Origin of the sequence: Acinetobacter sp., assembly GCF_039596015.1 — a bacterium.
GTDB lineage: Bacteria > Pseudomonadota > Gammaproteobacteria > Pseudomonadales > Moraxellaceae > Acinetobacter.
The window spans coordinates 292,713-308,773 of the sequence record NZ_JBCNKN010000002.1 but is presented as its reverse complement, the minus strand read 5'-3'; the positions used below and the strand labels follow the sequence as shown (position 1 = coordinate 308,773).

At 38.0% G+C, this 16,061-nt stretch carries 12 protein-coding genes; 9 read left to right on the top strand and 3 right to left on the bottom strand.

The genetic code is table 11. The features are described 5' to 3' along the window. Positions 1-24 precede the first annotated feature (24 nt). Genes ABDV70_RS03180 through ABDV70_RS03165 form a run of 4 tightly spaced genes read left to right on the top strand, consistent with a single transcriptional unit; the run spans position 25 to position 3,587 of the window. Positions 25-849, top strand: a complete 825-nt coding sequence (locus tag ABDV70_RS03180) for an acetyl-CoA carboxylase carboxyltransferase subunit alpha (RefSeq protein ID WP_343595351.1) — start codon at positions 25-27, stop codon at positions 847-849. Then, positions 786-2,141 (top strand): tRNA lysidine(34) synthetase TilS, encoded by a 1,356-nt coding sequence (gene tilS, locus ABDV70_RS03175; protein ID WP_343595349.1) that lies wholly within the window; start codon positions 786-788, stop codon positions 2,139-2,141. The genes ABDV70_RS03180 and tilS overlap by 64 nt, the downstream gene beginning before the upstream one ends. Positions 2,142-2,161: 20 nt before the next feature. Beyond that, a complete protein-coding gene (gene proC, locus ABDV70_RS03170; protein WP_343595347.1) occupies positions 2,162-3,004 on the top strand; it encodes a pyrroline-5-carboxylate reductase in 843 nt (280 codons plus the stop codon). Positions 3,005-3,017: 13 nt separating this feature from the next. Then, complete coding sequence (locus ABDV70_RS03165) at positions 3,018-3,587, top strand: YggT family protein (protein ID WP_343595345.1); 570 nt, start codon at positions 3,018-3,020, stop codon at positions 3,585-3,587. A 160-nt stretch (positions 3,588-3,747) separates the two neighbouring features. Here ABDV70_RS03165 and ABDV70_RS03160 read toward each other — a convergent pair whose 3' ends face one another. Further along, positions 3,748-4,392: a hemolysin III family protein gene (locus ABDV70_RS03160; RefSeq protein ID WP_343595343.1), complete on the bottom strand. Its 645-nt coding sequence runs from the start codon at positions 4,390-4,392 to the stop codon at positions 3,748-3,750. 103 nt (positions 4,393-4,495) lie between these two features. Between ABDV70_RS03160 and ABDV70_RS03155 the strand changes: the two genes are divergently transcribed. Continuing rightward, positions 4,496-5,713 carry a methyltransferase gene (locus ABDV70_RS03155; protein WP_343595341.1) on the top strand — a complete coding sequence of 406 codons (1,218 nt, stop codon included), beginning with the start codon at positions 4,496-4,498 and terminating at the stop codon, positions 5,711-5,713. Positions 5,714-5,755: 42 nt separating this feature from the next. Here the strand turns inward: ABDV70_RS03155 and ABDV70_RS03150 are convergent, their stop codons facing one another. Both ABDV70_RS03150 and ABDV70_RS03145 read right to left on the bottom strand, forming a co-directional pair. Next, positions 5,756-7,483 (bottom strand): GGDEF domain-containing protein, encoded by a 1,728-nt coding sequence (locus ABDV70_RS03150; RefSeq protein ID WP_343595339.1) that lies wholly within the window; start codon positions 7,481-7,483, stop codon positions 5,756-5,758. 938 nt (positions 7,484-8,421) lie between these two features. After that, complete coding sequence (locus tag ABDV70_RS03145) at positions 8,422-9,372, bottom strand: AraC family transcriptional regulator (protein ID WP_343595486.1); 951 nt, start codon at positions 9,370-9,372, stop codon at positions 8,422-8,424. A 562-nt stretch (positions 9,373-9,934) separates the two neighbouring features. On the opposite strand from ABDV70_RS03145, the gene ABDV70_RS03140 reads away from it, so the two are divergent. The 4 genes from ABDV70_RS03140 to ABDV70_RS03125 all read left to right on the top strand — a co-directional run bounded on the left by ABDV70_RS03140 (position 9,935) and on the right by ABDV70_RS03125 (position 16,058). Continuing rightward, positions 9,935-11,128, top strand: a complete 1,194-nt coding sequence (locus tag ABDV70_RS03140) for a carbohydrate porin (RefSeq protein ID WP_343595485.1) — start codon at positions 9,935-9,937, stop codon at positions 11,126-11,128. A gap of 231 nt (positions 11,129-11,359) precedes the next feature. Continuing rightward, the gene (locus ABDV70_RS03135; protein WP_343595337.1) at positions 11,360-13,768 is read left to right on the top strand and encodes a glucose/quinate/shikimate family membrane-bound PQQ-dependent dehydrogenase; all 2,409 of its coding nucleotides are present in this window, start codon (positions 11,360-11,362) and stop codon (positions 13,766-13,768) included. Positions 13,769-13,936: 168 nt separating this feature from the next. Further along, on the top strand, positions 13,937-15,580 hold the full coding sequence (locus tag ABDV70_RS03130) for a nitrite/sulfite reductase (protein ID WP_343595335.1): 1,644 nt from the start codon (positions 13,937-13,939) through the stop codon (positions 15,578-15,580). Next, a complete protein-coding gene (locus tag ABDV70_RS03125) occupies positions 15,573-16,058 on the top strand; it encodes a DUF934 domain-containing protein (RefSeq protein WP_343595333.1) in 486 nt (161 codons plus the stop codon). The genes ABDV70_RS03130 and ABDV70_RS03125 overlap by 8 nt, the downstream gene beginning before the upstream one ends. Positions 16,059-16,061 lie beyond the last annotated feature (3 nt).

Sequence of the window (16,061 nt, the reverse complement as noted above, 5' to 3'; positions counted from 1 at the left end):
TAATTGAAGGATAATACTCGACCTATGAAAAATAAAGCTGCTCAGTCTAAAGCATGGAAAACTGTGCAAATCGCACGTCATCCTCAACGCCCGCAATTCTTAGATTATGCGAGTGAACTGTTTGATGACTTCGATGTTTTACATGGTGACCGTGTTTTCGGTGATGATGGTGCAATGGTTGGTGGTCTTGCTCGCTTTGAAGGTCAACCCGTAATGGTGGTTGGGCAGCATCGAGGTCGTACTACTCGTGAACGTTTACAACATAACTTTGGTATGGCAAACCCTGAAGGTTATCGTAAATCGCAACGCTTACTTGATTTAGCAGAGCGTTTTAATTTACCTGTATTGACCTTTATTGACACAATGGGTGCATACCCTGGTGTTGGTGCAGAAGAACGTGGTCAAGCAGAAGCAATTGCGACGAGCCTTGCACAACTTTCACGTTTAAAAGTACCTGTTATTGCAACAGTGTTGGGTGAAGGTGGTTCTGGTGGTGCGCTTGGTATTGGTGTTGCTGACCGTGTGATTATGTTGTCACACAGTATTTATTCGGTTATTTCTCCAGAAGGCTGTGCCTCTATTTTGTGGAAAACTGCCGAAAAAGCAGAACAGGCAAGTGAGGCGTTAGCATTAACTGCGGATAAACTTCAAGCAATTGGTATTGTTGAATCTGTGGTAAACGAAGGTGAGGGCGCTCACTTGCATCCTGAGCAAGTCATGAATGATCTTCGTGAAGTGCTAAAAACAACTTTAGCCGAATTACAAGCTATGGATGCAGAAGCACGATGCGAAGCACGTTATCAACGTTTAATGAAATTTGGCAGCAGCAATTTAGGTTTAGCTTCTTAAAAGAAGCTGAACTTCGTTATTCCCAAAAAAACTTTCTTATTGGATGCAGTGGCGGCATGGATTCCATGTTGCTATTGCATTTGATGTCTTTATTATTTCCCAAGCGTGTCCGCGCAGTTTATATCGACCATCAACTTCAGGTACCGAGTGCATCTTGGGGAAATCTGGTCAATCAATATTGTCTTCAATCTCAAATTCCATGTTCGATAATGCCTGTGCAAATTGCGCAAGGTAATTTAGAGCAGCAAGCACGTTATGCTCGTTATGCTGCATATAAGCAAATTATTGCAGAAGATGAAGTACTTGTTTTGGCTCACCATCAACAAGATCAGGCAGAAACGGTCATATTGCGGCTACTTTCAGGTGCTGGCGTTACAGGATTGTCTGCTATGCAAGGTCACGATATCCGTGATGATGTGCTGATTTGGCGTCCGTTGTTGGAAATGAGTCGACAACAAATTGAACAGTGGATTTTGCAGCTCGATATACCTTATGTTATTGACCCGACAAATGCAGATCAGCATTATGACCGCGCGTGGTGTCGGGAAACATTATGGCCTGTTTTGCAGCAGCGGTTCCCTCAAATGCAGGATGCTTTGGCTCGTACAGCACTGCTGATGCAAGATGCAAATGAAATTTTACTTGATGTTGCACAACAAGACTGGCGCCAATGTGGAAATACAGAATATCTTGATCTGACAAGACTTGCGACTTTATCTGAGGCACGACAGCGACAGCTCTTATCGCTTTGGATGAAAGGCGAGTCGGTTTATCGGCCAAGTCTGGATGCTGTACAACGGTTAAAAATAGAAGTAATTGAATCTAAAGCAGATGCGAAAGCTATGCTCTTTTTAAAGCCTTTTTATTTTGTACGTTATCAGCAAAAAGTTTATCGCTTAACAGCACAGCAATATTTGGCAGAACAGCGACATAAGCCAGAAGAAATACAATTGCTTTGTTCCTTGGATCAACACATTTCTGTTGCTTCGGGGATGTATCAGATTGAACGGACTTCTGGTATGGGGCTTGAAACGACCTTATTGCAACAGTCTTTAAGGCTTCAGCCACGCCAAGGTGGAGAGAAGATTCATCTCTATGGTCGTGTTGGGACTTGGCCTTTAAAGAAAGCAATTCAAGAGGCACAAATTTTTCCATGGTTGCGTCATCAAGTTCAAATTTTATTGAAAGATGATGTTATTCTAGGAGTATTTACCCCTCAAGGATTCTGGTTGGCTCAATCGCCTTATTGTCAGTTGGGTGGATGGCAACCGAAACGGATACCTGAGTCATAAAAACATTGTCGAGCGTGAATATGAGTGTCGCTTTAAATTGTAATATTAGTTTTATTGGTGGTGGGAATATGGCTCAGGCCTTAATTGGCGGGCTTATTTCGAGAGGGTTTATTGAGTCTCAAATTCGGGTTTCTGCACCATCGGAAAAAACACGTAATATTTTACGAGAAAAAAATATAGAGGTTTTTTCTGAGAATGCTGAAGCAATTGCGCCCGCAGATGTTGTTATTTTAGCGGTGAAACCACAAGTTTTGGCAAATGTATTACAACCGTTACATGGGGCATTTGAAAATAAACTGATTATTTCGATTGTGGCAGGTGTGACGGTTGATCTTATTCGTCAACTTACAGGCGCTACGCGTATTGTTCGAGTCATGCCAAATACACCAGCATTGGTTCAAACTGGTGCGCATGGTATGTATGCAGAAAGCAGCGTGTCTCAAGAAGACCGTCAGCTTGCAACCCAAATTTTGGCTGCAACAGGATTGGGCTTATGGGTTGAGCGAGAGTCCCAAATTGATGCAGTCACCGCTGTTTCTGGTTCAGGCCCTGCATATTTTTTCTATTTGATGGAAAGTATGATTCGAGCAGGAAAAAACTTAGGTTTGGATGAAAAAGTTGCAACAGCCTTGACCTTGCAAACTGCACTTGGTGCAGCGCAAATGGCAATTAGTAGTGATAAATCTCCATCGGAATTACGTCAAAATGTGACCTCTCCGAATGGGACTACACAGGCCGCCTTGGAAGTGTTTGATCGGGCGCAAATTTCTCAAAATATCCAAACCGCATTGGCTGCTGCTCAGAAACGGAGTCAGGAGTTGGCTCAGGAATTGAGCGATAAAGTCCAGCAATTTAAAAATTAGAGGAAATGAGCTGATGAGTGCAAATATTGCGCTAATTTTTAATATTTTGATGAATGTCGCAATATTATTAGTGTTTTTTCGCTTCTTAATGCAATTGGCGGCAGTAAATCCATATAACCCAGTCGTTTTATCCACAATGAAGTCCACAAAAATTGTGGATATCTTTAGCCGAATTTTCCCAACCTTAGGTAAAGGGCGAGTTAATTTGGCGGCATTGGTTTTACTTATTGTTCTATGCCTTTTAAAGAATTTTGGTGAGATGTATTTGGCGGGTAGCCCTCCAGGAAGTGCTCTTTACCTGCTTATTTATACCTTCGTGGGTATGATTCAGGCATTAATTCGCATCTGTCGATATCTGATTTTTGCGACCATTATTTTAAGTTGGGTGGTGATGTTTACCCAGTCCCGTTCACCTTATATCGAGGTGGTTCAGGAGCTTGCAGAACCTCTACTTGCACCATTTCGTCGTTTAATGCCAAATATGGGGATGATTGATTTATCACCAATTTTAGCATTTTTAGCATTATATATTGCTGAAGTGTTGATGAATGAAGTGGCAAGAGTATTGTTAATCGGTTTATAAGTGTTTGAATAAATGAAAAACCAGCAACTCATTCATGATTGCTGGTTTTTTTATGGTTTTATCTTGAGGTAATTCATAATTTCACACCAATGATGAATGTGCATGGCCGTTATTTTATCAGCAGATCTCTGAGATCCATTGTAAAAATTGCCGATTTTAATTATGGTTTTGCATATAAAAACACAGCTAAAAAGTGCGCTGCTGCGCCAATCAATACAAAAACATGCCAAATCACATGGGTGTATTTAATTTTTTTTAAAGCATAAAAAATAGCACCAATGGTATAAGCCAAGCCCCCAATTACTAAAAGTTTTAGGCAGTCTGAGGCAAGATAACGCTGCATGTCATCTATCATCAGAACAGCAAACCATCCCATTAATAAATAAGCGATAAGAGATACTTTCTCAAAACGATGTGCAAAGCCAAGTTTAAAGATGGTTCCAATTGCAGCAATACTCCAAAGGGCAATCAGTAAATAATGTGCTTTTGCTGTTGGAATATTAATACTTAAAAAAGGTGTGTATGTCCCTGCAATCAGGTAATAAATGGCAATATGGTCGAGTTTTTTATACCAGTGGCGTTTTTGTTCGGTTTTAGACCAGTGATAAAGCGTAGAGCTAGCAAGCATAAGAATCAGACTTACACCATATACCCACAGACTGAGCCATTGACCAAGTGGAAGAGAGATCGATTGTGCAAGCAAAAAGATACTTGCGACCACGGCAATCAGACAGCCCAAACCATGGGTTAGGACATTGAGTTTTTCTTCTGTTGCATCATAGGATGCTAAGGTGGTGGCCTTCATATGAAAACTTATATTAAAAATACACTTGTATATTAATTTAATTTTGCTTTTAAAGTAAGAACATTTACAATTGATTTGTAAATTGATACAGGTTGTGGTTTTTATGTCGATATGGCAACAAAGTTCTGAGCAAGAACAAGAATGGTTTTTAGCATTGGAACAGGCTTTGGCAGAGCAGCGTTTTGAACGCTTAATCTTGAGCCAGTATCATGGTGAACAAACCGACCTTGAGAAAATTATTTTTAAACCTGTCGCATTACAGCAACAAGCGAAGTTGAGTTGTATTTATCGATATAAAACACAAGATATTACAAAAAATTATAGCTTTGAAGAGGCGCTACAGCAGATCCAGCAGCTATTGTCTGAGTGTAAGCAAGCAAATTTATTATTGAATGATGCTGAGTTACAGCTCAAAAAGAATAAGAAGAAAGTACAGCTTATCCAGAGCAAAAGACAGCAGGTGAATCAGCAGCAAGCCAATACACATAATCGTGAAAAGCAGCGTTATTTACAATTGACACAGCCATATTTACAAGACTTGGGGATTACTGACCAGCAAGCCAAAGTAATTCCAAGCATGGCGAAAAAGTGGAAGCAGATTAATAAATTTACTGAAATTTTTTCAAATGCAATTGCAGATTTGCCGACACAGCAAAAAGAGCTTCAAATTGTTGATTTTGGGTCTGGAAAAGGCTATCTCACCTTTGCGATGTATGATTATTTACAGCAACAAGGTTGGCAACCACATATTACTGGTGTTGAATTAAGACATAATTTAGTTGAATTTTGTCAGGATGTTGCACAAAAGAATGGCTTTCAGTCTTTAAGTTTTTTTGAGGGCGATGTCCGCAGTTACCAACCTGAAAAACTAGATGTGATGGTTGCGTTACATGCTTGTGATATTGCGACAGATTTTGCAATTCATTGTGGTATTCGATTAAATGCTTCTATGATTATGTGTGCGCCATGTTGTCATAAAGAATTGCGTCCACAATTTAAAAGTCCAGAAGTTCTAAAACCCATGTTGCAATATGGTATTCATCAAACACAACAAGCGGAAATGTTGACAGATGCCTTACGTGCTTTATTGTTAAATGCGTATGGATATGAAACGAAAGTATTTGAATTTATTGGACTTGAGCATACCAGTAAAAACAAAATGATTTTGGCAATTAAGCGTAAACAACTGGATCAGCCAGATCCAAAAATCATGGCACAAATTGAAGCACTTAAAGCAATGTATGGCATTGAAAAACAAAGTTTACAGCGCCTATTAGAAGATGAACAAGTCGATCAGGAACGTCTAGGCTGCCGTTGTTAAACGCTTAAAATCACGGTATTGGTGATGCCAATATCGTGATAATTATATGTCCGTGGGTAAAAAGGTAATCCGATTTTTACCTTGTGTTTTTGAAACAAATAAAGATTGATCTGCTTTAGATATTAAATCAATCCAAGACGTACAGTTAAGTGCAATGCCCATACTAATTGACAACTGCAATTTGTGTGGTTGAGTATCAACTTCTAAATATTTGTCCGAAAAAGCCTGCTTTATTTTATTGGCTAAACAGAGTAGAGTTTGAGCATCAACCTGATCACATAAAATTAAAAACTCATCCCCGCCATAGCGAAAAGCCTGATCGTCAGGTCGAATATATTTTTTCAACTGAGTTGCAACGAAAACTAAAGCTTGATCACCAATAACATGTCCATAAGAGTCATTAATATCTTTAAAGTTATCGACATCGATAATAATTAGTCCCGTTTTTAAAAATTGTGCAGGGTGTTTTTCTAAAAAATTAATGTAATTTTCAAGAGCAAGGCGATTATTGATATTGGTGAGCGAATCGGTATGGGCAATTTGATTAAGTTCTTGTTCTAAAATTTTACGTTGTTCTAGCCTATGCTCAAGTTCTACAAGTGCTTCAAATAATGAATAGAACTCATTATGTTGTGAGATTTTTGGGAACTCGATATGTGTAATGGGCTGTTTTTGTTCTGCAAGTGATAAAACAATGTCTTTGACTTTTAATAATGGTGAAAATACATGTGCATGAATATAAAAAATAATAAAAACTAAAATACTTAATGCAACCAATAAAAGAAATAAGGTAATTAAAAAGAGTAATTTTGCAGAATGGATATTTTTATTTACTGTATCGATACTATATTTTAAAATATAACTTTGTAGGTCGACAATACTACCAAGCTTATCGACAAATAATTCAGTAAGCTGAGGGCCATTAAAAATATATTTAGGATGATTACCTTGTTTAATTTCCTGCTCAATCATTGTTAAACCTTTACGCAGGTATCTATATTCAGCAATTTTTTGTTTTTGATAATATTCAGCTGGAAGTCGTTTTTGAGCATTAATAGCTTGAATAATATTCCAGAGATATAAAATATTTTGCCGATTATTAGAGGCACGTTCTTTATTTATTTCCGGAATAGGTTCGTTAAATGTCACAGGTGCAATAATATTTGAGGCAATACGACCCGATTGGTCTCTTAAATCTGCAAGTATAAAAATCAGTGTAAAACTGTCCGAAATATTTTGGCTATAATGATTGGTTTGATAATAATATTGTTTTAAAACAGTATAGTTGCTATTCCAAACATTAAACATATCGATAATTGCATGATACATTTGTGCAGAAGTACGTTGATGATCTGGTAATGCAAGGTAAGCATCAATATGTTGGCGCGCTTTAAGTAGACTTGGGCGTACTTGAATTGAAATATTGGCCGCTAAATCATCATAACCTTGGTTTTTAAGCTCAGTAATGGTCTGATCAAATTGTAAATCGACTTCATGCCTATATTTATTCAGAGCAATAATAGAAGGCTGTTTCTGGTTGTTTGGCTGTGACATAGCGAAATTACTGGGGCCACGTTCACGGCTAATTTTGTTAGAAAGTAGCGTAAGAGATTGTAAAATTTTGATTTGTTGTAGAGATTGAATTGCTAGTTGGTAGTTTTTATAGCTGGTTAAAATCAGTGGGATCGCAATAATAAATAAAGTAAGAACAATAACAAGCATAGCAGCAAAAAGTTGCTTACTAATTTTCCCGATGAACAACTTAGGCATGGCTACTTCTTTTTAATCTTTTCGCAATGATAGCCAATTCAGTTGTTTTGAATCAAGGTTGTTTGTCAATAAACCTTTACTTCTATTGAACTGAAATTTAGCGATCAAAATTAAATCCAGATAGATAATGTGAAGAGTGAATAGGGGTGAGTTCTACTCACTTGATGTAAATATGAGAACTTAAGAAAAATTTAGTTCTCTTTTAAAAATACAAATTCATAGTGTGATATTGCCAGATTTGATTGGTTGGGATTTCTTAATTTGGAGTGTTGAATTATCCATTGAATGATCGGTATTTAAGGCTTCGGTAGGTACAACTGGAATATCAGATGAAATTTTTATAGCTGATAAATTTCCAGGCCCCATAGTACCCACCGAAGACTATTCTGTAATGCTATAAAAGCATAATTAAAAACAAAATATAAAATCTTTATATCATTTAAATCTAAATGATTGCTTGAACTTGTGTTTGGATTATAGAGTTTAAAATGATGATGTCAATCATGGAAAATTTTTAAAATTCAATTATATAGTGTGATTAAATCATGGTTTAATATATTCTTTTAATGTATAGTATTTAAAGTTTAAGAATATGACAGTTTTTCTTGATCAAAAGATAAAGTGTGAAATGATGCTGGATATATATTTAATAGATTTTAATTTTAATATAGGTTTTTGAGTGACAATAATTGTCATTATTAAGATAAAAAAAATATTAAAAAAGTTCATTTACGATAGGAAAAATAAAAAAATAATTTGATTGTTTTTTGGTCAATTAAATTAAATATTTATATATATTATTGTTTTGAGCAACTTGAATCAGGCATAAAATGAAGTTTAAGAAGGTCTTGGAATAATTTTTTAAGATATCGACGAATCGGAAGGGGGATTAAGATGCATGATAGAATGATTCTGATCATGCACCAATTTGCGTCGATTTATAAAGCACCATGCAACTGGCGATATAGACCTGGTGTTACACCTGTCCATTTTTTAAATGCGCGATGGAAAGTGCTGGTTTCACTAAAACCGACTTGTTGAGCGACATCTTCTAATGTGAGTTTAGGTTGTAAGAGTAAATGAATGGCAGCATCCCGACGAAGCGCATCTTTTACACCTTGATAACTTTTCCCTTCTGACGCTAAACGACGACGTAAAGTTTGTGGTGAAAGGTATAACATGGATGCAACATCATTTAATGTTGGCATTTCTTCGCCAATGTGGCTTTTTAGAACATCACGAATACGTGAAGTTAATGAATTGGTATTCTTAAATTTAACTAAAAGTTGTGCAGGTGCTGCTTTTAAGAATTCTTCTAGCGTTTCTTCATTTTGACGAATAGGAAGATCTAGGTAGTCTGCTGCAAAAGTGATTTCTGTACGAGCTGTATCGAACTGCATTAATGGTGCAAAAAATAAAGCATCGTATTCATCTGCCTGTTCAGGGCGAGGGTAGTCAAAATTGACACGTTCCAGCGAAATTCGACGATCAATTAGCCATGAAGCCAGACCATGCCAAATCATCAACATACTCTCTGTCATAAAATGATCTGGATCTTGTGATTTTGGAATGAGTGGAATTAAACGTGCCTCGTGTTTATCGCGCTCAATAGCAATAAACCAGTCATCTCTGAATAAACGATAAAACTGTTCAGATAGTTCTAAAGCTTGACCAAGTGTTTTTGCGTGAATAATCAGCTGGCACATCATCGCGAAGCTACCGAGACGTCGAGACTCTGGAGAAAAACCAGCATGTTCATCCTGAGTTACCATCCACAACATTTGAATAAAACGCGTGTATTGTTCAGGAGAAACTCGTGCCTTGGGTTGTTTTAGTAATTCGGCTTCGATTCCAACATGTGAAAGTAAGGATTCAATATCCATGCCCATTTTTTTTACACCAGTGAGCGCTGCATTCACAAAATGAATGCTAATGGTGTCACGGCTGACATTGATTCCTTCAATCGTTTTGATATTCACAAATAATTGACCTAAATGGAGATAAAGAATTATTAAGGTAATTTACATGGTCTGTAAAGCTTTCAAGCATTTTAAATGTAGGGAATTGCGACTAAAATGGCGGAATATGACATTATTTTGTACATATTTGAACAGACCAACACCGGTTTTATAGATATTTTGCTAAAATAAAAGTCGACACATGTTAGTGCATTGATATTTATTTAAATGATATATACTTTGTTTGTTTTTTAGTCTTTTAATTTAAAATTGCGTGCATAATAAACAACTTGAAGCTTAATACTTGGAATATTGGGTATTTTTTTATAGAATAATCAGGATTAAATAAAAGCAAATCAATAAATTAACAAAATACCTAACATTTTTTACAAAAATAATAGTATCCTACGCGCGTTCGCAAGCTCAAAGGATTACAGTTGTGACTAAATTCTCTCCATCTTTTCGTTTATCCCTGTGTGCATTGGCACTTGCAATGGCTGGTCAAACCCATGCTGCAAATGCATTTGATGCCGATAGCCCATATATGCTAGGTGACTGGAATGGTCAGCGCACAGCATTGAAAAATCAAGGTTATGATTTTTCATTTGGTTATACTGGTGAAGTTGCCAATATTCTTGATTCTAAAAATACCTCAAATCATGGTACGGCTTACACAGGCCAAGTTGCTGTGGGCGCGCACTTTGATTTACAAAAAATCTTAGGTTGGCAAGACACTGAAGCGCAAATTACCATCACCAATCGTGATGGGCATGATGTGAAGAATGAGGCTGACGCTTTAGATGGTCAATTAAGTTCAAGTCAAGAAGTTTATGGTCGCGGTCAAACGACACGTTTAACTGACATGTGGATCAAGAAAAAATTTCTTAATCAAAAGTTAGATGTAAAAGTTGGTCGTTTTGGTGAAGGTGAAGACTTTAACAGCGCAGCCTGTGACTTCCAAAACCTTGCACTTTGTGGCGGTCAGATTGGTAACTGGGATGCTGGGGATCAAATCCATAACTGGCCAGTCAGCCAGTGGGCGGCACGGGTAAAATATAACTTTACACCTGAAGTTTTTGCTCAAGTTGGGGTGTATGAATATAACCCTGAAAACTTAAAACGTAGTAAAGGTTTTAATTTAAGTACAGATGGTTCTCACGGTGCTATTTTACCTGTAGAACTTGTTTGGCAGCCAAAATCGACTGTGAATGGGCTTCCTGGTGAATACCGTGCAGGTTATTACTACAGCACAGCTGATGCTTCTGTCGTTAAAAATACGACAAAAACAGATCATGGCCAAGGTGGTTGGGTTTCATTTACACAGCAATTAACCAGTGTAAATGGTGATGCTTCACGTGGTTTAAGTGTGACTGGTCAAGCTGCATTCTTTGATGCAGATACAAGCCGTGTGAAAAACATGCAAAGCTTATCAGTAGCATACAAAGGTTTGTTTGATGCACGTCCAAAAGACGAGTTAGCGATTGGTTTTTCTCAAATTAATGTGAATAAAGATGCTTATGTAGGCAAAGACGTAGATACTGAGTATAACTCAGAAATTTACTATGGTATTGCTGCAACTAACTGGTTAACAGTACGTCCAAATGTACAATATGTTCGTCATGTTGGTGCGTTAAAAGATGGAAATAATGCTTGGGTTGGTGGTGTGAAATTTATCACTGCATTCTAAGTGAAAGTGTTTTCTTATCTCCGTGATTAAACTCACAACTCTAAACTTATCATCACCACGGTTTGTTTTTTGTTCTGAACAAAAAACAAACAAATTAGTGCTTTGCTAGTTCGTGGTGATGTGTTCTTTTTATGAAAAGATAACTCATTTTTTTGAATGATATAACACAAAAAAGAGTCTTGCTTTTTTGTGTTGAATTATTTTATTTATTGCAAATACAGAGGTGTTTTTATGACTCAACCCTCACAGAGTTCAGGCATAAGAACCTTTACTGCTATTGTTCTAGCAGTAATTGGTTTGATTCTTCTGGGTGGCGGGCTTTGGCTCGGTATTCTCGGTGGTTCAATTTATTATGTAATTACAGGTATCCTCCTGCTCGTTACAGCAATCTTATTATTTCGACGTTCTACAACCGCTTTATGGATTTATGCCGTATTAATTTTAGGTACAACCATTTGGGGATTATGGGAAGTTGGTACAGACTTTTGGGCATTAACACCACGTTTAGGCGTGTTGGGTGTTTTGGGTATTTGGTTGTTAGTGCCAGTTGCGACACGTGGTATTCAACAACCTGCATCTAGTGCGCGCATGGCACTCGGTGCAACCTTGGCTTTTGCTATTTTAGTCATGGTGTATTCGATCTTTAATGATCCACAAGAAATCAATGGTACGATCACCAGTAAACAGCCTGAAAAAGCACAAGCTGTTGCAGGCGTATCAGAGAGTGACTGGCCTGCGTATGGCCGTACACAGGGTGGTGTTCGTTATTCACCATTAACGCAAATCAATGATCAAAACGTCAAAGATTTGAAAGTTGCTTGGACATTCCGTACAGGCGACTTAAAAACAGCAAATGATCCGGGTGAAGTGACTAATCAGGTTACACCAATTAAAATTGGCAACAATATGTTCATGTGTACAACACATCAACAGTTAGTGGCACTTGATCCTGCGACTGGTAAAGAAAAATGGCGTTTTGATCCGAAGTTGAAATCAGATCCAAGCTTCCAGCATTTAACTTGTCGTGGTGTGTCTTATTTTGATGCAAATAATACGACTGAATTTGCTGCAAGTTTGCAACATAAACAATCTACGTCAACACAATGTCCACGTAAAGTAATTTTACCTGTGAACGATGGTCGTTTGGTTGCAGTTAATGCAGACAATGGTCAGCGTTGTACCGACTTTGGTAACAATGGTGAAGTTGATCTACAAAAAGATATGCCATATGCCTATGACGGTGGATATAACCCAACTTCTCCGCCTGTTGTGACAGGAACTACAATTATCATTGCAGGTTCTACAACAGATAACTATTCAACAAAAGAGCCATCAGGTGTTATCCGTGGTTATGATGTGAATACTGGTAAATTGTTATGGGTATTTGATACAGGTGCGCAAGATCCGAATGCGATTCCTGGACCTGGTCAAAAATTTGTTCATAACTCTCCAAATGCTTGGGCACCATTAGCGTATGATTCTAAATTAGATATCGTATATGTGCCGACAGGTGTGGGTACACCAGATATTTGGGGTGGTGACCGCGATAAGCTGAAAGAGCGTTATGCAAACTCAATGTTGGCATTAAATGGTACAACAGGTAAATTGGTGTGGAACTTCCAAACAACTCACCATGACTTGTGGGATATGGATGTACCATCACAACCTTCTTTGGCTGACGTGAAAGATAAGTCTGGTCAAATGGTTCCAGCTATTTACGTGTTAACAAAAACAGGTAATGTCTTTGTTCTAGACCGTCGTAATGGTAAAGCAATTGTACCAATTACAGAGCGTCCAGTTCCTCAAACAGTTGAACATGGTCCGCAAACAAAAGGTGAGTGGTATTCAAAAACTCAACCGTTCTCTGACCTTGATTTAGCACCAAAAGACAAATTGACTGATAAACAAATGTGGGGTGCCACAATGTTTGACCAGTTAGCATGTCGTATCTACTTCAAAAAATTGAACTACAACGGTATTTATACACCACCGTCTGAAAATGGTACTTTGGTATTCCCTGGAAACCTTGGTGTGTTTGAATGGGGTGGAATGTCTGTAAATACAGACCGTCAGGTTGCTGTAATGAACCCGATTGGTTTACCGTTTGTGAGCCGTTTGATTCCTGAAAATCCAAATCGTCCTGAAACAGCCAAAGGTTCTGGTACAGAACAAGGTATTCAACCAATGTATGGCGTACCATACGGTGTAGAAATTAAACCATTCTTATCGCCAATTGGTTTACCTTGTAAACAACCATCTTGGGGCTTTGTGGCAGGTGTTGATTTAAATACACATCAAATCGTTTGGAAAAAACGTATTGGTACGGTTCGTGATAGCTTGCCAAATCTGTTCCAATTGCCACCATTGAAAATTGGTGTCCCTGGTTTAGGTGGTTCAATTTCAACTGCTGGTAATGTGATGTTTGTTGCTGCGACACAAGATGACTATATCCGTGCATTCAATGTAAGCAATGGTGATAAGTTGTGGGAAGCTCGTTTACCTGCGGGCGGTCAAGCAACACCAATGACATATGAAATCAATGGTAAGCAATACCTTGTGATTATGGCTGGTGGTCATGGTTCATTCGGTACAAAAATGGGCGACTATCTTGTTGCTTATGCATTACCTGATAAAAAGTAATTTTTGATTCAACTTTGTAAGAGAGCTCAGCTTCGGCTGGGCTTTTTTATATCTGAAATAAATCTTTATCAATAAAACCGCTATTAAATATGTAAAAAAAACATTTTATTGATGAAACAAACCACTTTATGCTATATCAGTTAAAATTAAACTTACTAGCTAAAAGCCATGTATTTATACACTGATTTCGATCAGCAACTGGTGAATCAACGAGTTGCACAATTCCGTGACCAAACAGAACGCTACCTAGCGGGCAAGCTGACAGAGGATGAATATCGTCCTTTACGTTTGCAAAATGGTCTATATGTACAACGCTATGCACCAATGCTGCGTATGGCAGTGCCTTATGGCTTGATGAATTCAAAGCAGTTGCGCAAGATCGCAGAAATATCTAAAAAATATGACCGTGGATACGCACATGTTTCAACACGTCAGAATATCCAGTTAAACTGGTCTGCATTAGAAGATGTGCCCGATATTCTTGCAGAACTTGCAACTGTACAAATGCATGCAATTCAAACTTCTGGAAACTGTATTCGTAATACAACAACAGATCAATATGCAGGTGTTGTTGCTGGCGAAATTGCGGATCCACGTCCAACGTGTGAACTTATCCGTCAGTGGAGTACCTTCCATCCTGAATTTGCTTTCTTGCCACGTAAGTTCAAAATTGCCGTTTCAGCATTAGAAGAAACAGATCGTGCAGCAACAGCATTTCACGATATTGGCGTGTACATTGTGAAAAATGCTGCTGGCGAAATGGGCTATAAAATTTTAGTGGGTGGTGGACTTGGACGAACACCAATCATTGGTAGTGTGATTCGTGAATTTTTACCAAGAGAAGATTTAATTGCTTACTTAGAAGCGGTGTTACGTGTTTATAACTTGCATGGACGTCGTGATAATAAATATAAAGCACGAATCAAAATTTTGGTAAAAGCAATGACACCAGAAGTTTTTGCTGAGAAAGTAGAAGCTGAATTTGCATATACACGCCAAAACTTACAAGTGAAGCCAGAGCTTTTAGCAAAAATGGATCATGTCTTTACACCTTTTGATTATAAAGATTTAAAAGACCAAGACTTTACAGAACTTTTTGCGCAGCATCCCAAGTTCAAACAATGGTTTAATGTCAATACACATGCACATAAAGTACAAGGCTATCGTATTGTTACTATTAGCTTGAAGCGTGCTGGCGTTGCACCGGGTGATATGACCACCGAAGAAATGAACTTTATTGCAGATCTTGCGGATCAATACACTTTTGGTGAGTTACGCACAACGCACGAGCAGAATATTGCTTTGGCTGATGTACCACAAAAAGATCTCTTTGAGTTATGGCAGGCATTAGACAAAGCCAATATGGCACGTCCACACATTGGCTTTATTACCGACATCATTTGTTGTCCTGGTGGTGATTACTGCTCATTGGCGAATGCAAAATCAATTCCAATTTCTGAAGCCATTTCGCGCCGTTTTGATGATTTGGATACGATTTATAATTTAGGTCATCTAGATTTAAATATTTCAGGTTGTATGAATGCATGTGGGCATCACCATGTCGGCAATATTGGTATTTTAGGTGTCGATAAAAAAGGTGCAGAATTCTATCAAATAACACTTGGTGGTAATTCAGACCATGATGCCTCAATTGGTGATATCTTAGGGCCATCGTTTGCTGCTGAAGTTGTGCCAGATGTTGTCGACGAAATTTTGAATACATACCTTGATTTACGTCAAGAAGGTGAAGAGTTCATTGATACCTATCGTCGAGTTGGAATCCAGCCATTTAAGGAGCGCGCATATGCTTAATCCTTTATTACAAGTGCTTTATAAAGATGGCACGATTGCAGACAATCATTATCAGGTTGTGAGCGAAGAGGGTGTTATTCCAGCAGGCGATGTGGTTGTAAAAGCAGATCAATTACAACTATTGAGCCAAATTACAGGTAAAAAGGCACTTTTTGTCACTGTTGATGTCTCACCAGAGGATCATGACTTCCCTTTGAATGAACTTGATGCGATTTTTATTGATTTCGCAGGGTTTAATGATGGGCGTGGATATTCCTTTGCTGCTTTATTGCGTAGACAAGGCTTTAAAGGTGAACTCCGAGCAGTCGGCGATGTGTTTAAAGATATTTTAAATTATTTAAAACGCTCAGGTTTTGATAGTTTTGTGATTAAAGAAGGTAAGGATATCCATGAGGCTGCGGCAGGGCTGAATGATTTTGTAAACCCTTACCAGATTTCTACTGCAAATCAGCAAGCAGGTTACCAAACCGGTGTTTGATGT

Excerpts from the sequence above, each read along its gene's own strand:
- ABDV70_RS03165 (WP_343595345.1), top strand. The coding sequence starts at position 3,018 with ATGAGTGCAAATATTGCGCTAATTTTTAATATTTTGATGAATGTCGCA.
- ABDV70_RS03155 (WP_343595341.1), top strand. The coding sequence starts at position 4,496 with ATGTCGATATGGCAACAAAGTTCTGAGCAAGAACAAGAATGGTTTTTA.
- ABDV70_RS03160 (WP_343595343.1), bottom strand. The coding sequence starts at position 4,392 with ATGAAGGCCACCACCTTAGCATCCTATGATGCAACAGAAGAAAAACTC.
- proC (WP_343595347.1), top strand. The coding sequence starts at position 2,162 with ATGAGTGTCGCTTTAAATTGTAATATTAGTTTTATTGGTGGTGGGAAT.
- ABDV70_RS03145 (WP_343595486.1), bottom strand. The coding sequence starts at position 9,372 with ATGGGCATGGATATTGAATCCTTACTTTCACATGTTGGAATCGAAGCC.
- ABDV70_RS03135 (WP_343595337.1), top strand. The coding sequence starts at position 11,360 with ATGACTCAACCCTCACAGAGTTCAGGCATAAGAACCTTTACTGCTATT.
- ABDV70_RS03180 (WP_343595351.1), top strand. The coding sequence starts at position 25 with ATGAAAAATAAAGCTGCTCAGTCTAAAGCATGGAAAACTGTGCAAATC.
- ABDV70_RS03130 (WP_343595335.1), top strand. The coding sequence starts at position 13,937 with ATGTATTTATACACTGATTTCGATCAGCAACTGGTGAATCAACGAGTT.
- ABDV70_RS03150 (WP_343595339.1), bottom strand. The coding sequence starts at position 7,483 with ATGCCTAAGTTGTTCATCGGGAAAATTAGTAAGCAACTTTTTGCTGCT.
- ABDV70_RS03140 (WP_343595485.1), top strand. The coding sequence starts at position 9,935 with ATGGCTGGTCAAACCCATGCTGCAAATGCATTTGATGCCGATAGCCCA.
- ABDV70_RS03125 (WP_343595333.1), top strand. The coding sequence starts at position 15,573 with ATGCTTAATCCTTTATTACAAGTGCTTTATAAAGATGGCACGATTGCA.
- tilS (WP_343595349.1), top strand. The coding sequence starts at position 786 with ATGCGAAGCACGTTATCAACGTTTAATGAAATTTGGCAGCAGCAATTT.